Consider the following 265-nt stretch of genomic DNA (forward strand, 5'->3'; position numbering starts at 1 on the left):
GAGCTGCTGGCAGATCTCGGTGCTGCGGCGGCACTGCCAGACGATCGCGTTGTAGATCGGACGGCCAGTGGTCTTGTCCCAGACCACAGTGGTTTCACGCTGGTTGGTGATACCGATGGCGGCGACCTGGTCGTGATGCAGACCGGCCTGTGCCAGCGCTTCAACCATCACCGCGCTCTGGGTGGCGAAAATTTCCATCGGGTCGTGCTCGACCCAACCGGCTTGCGGGTAATGCTGAACGAATTCGCGCTGCGCGGTGCAGACT

At 62.3% G+C, this 265-nt stretch carries 1 protein-coding gene; it reads right to left on the reverse strand.

Annotated elements, in window-relative coordinates:
• On the reverse strand, positions 1–265 hold a 265-nt coding region (locus tag AAEY78_RS13505; protein ID WP_352339838.1), incomplete at both ends, for an FGGY family carbohydrate kinase.

The sequence above is a fragment of the Psychrobacter sp. 16-MNA-CIBAN-0192 genome (genome assembly GCF_040309565.1).
Lineage (GTDB): Bacteria > Pseudomonadota > Gammaproteobacteria > Pseudomonadales > Moraxellaceae > Psychrobacter.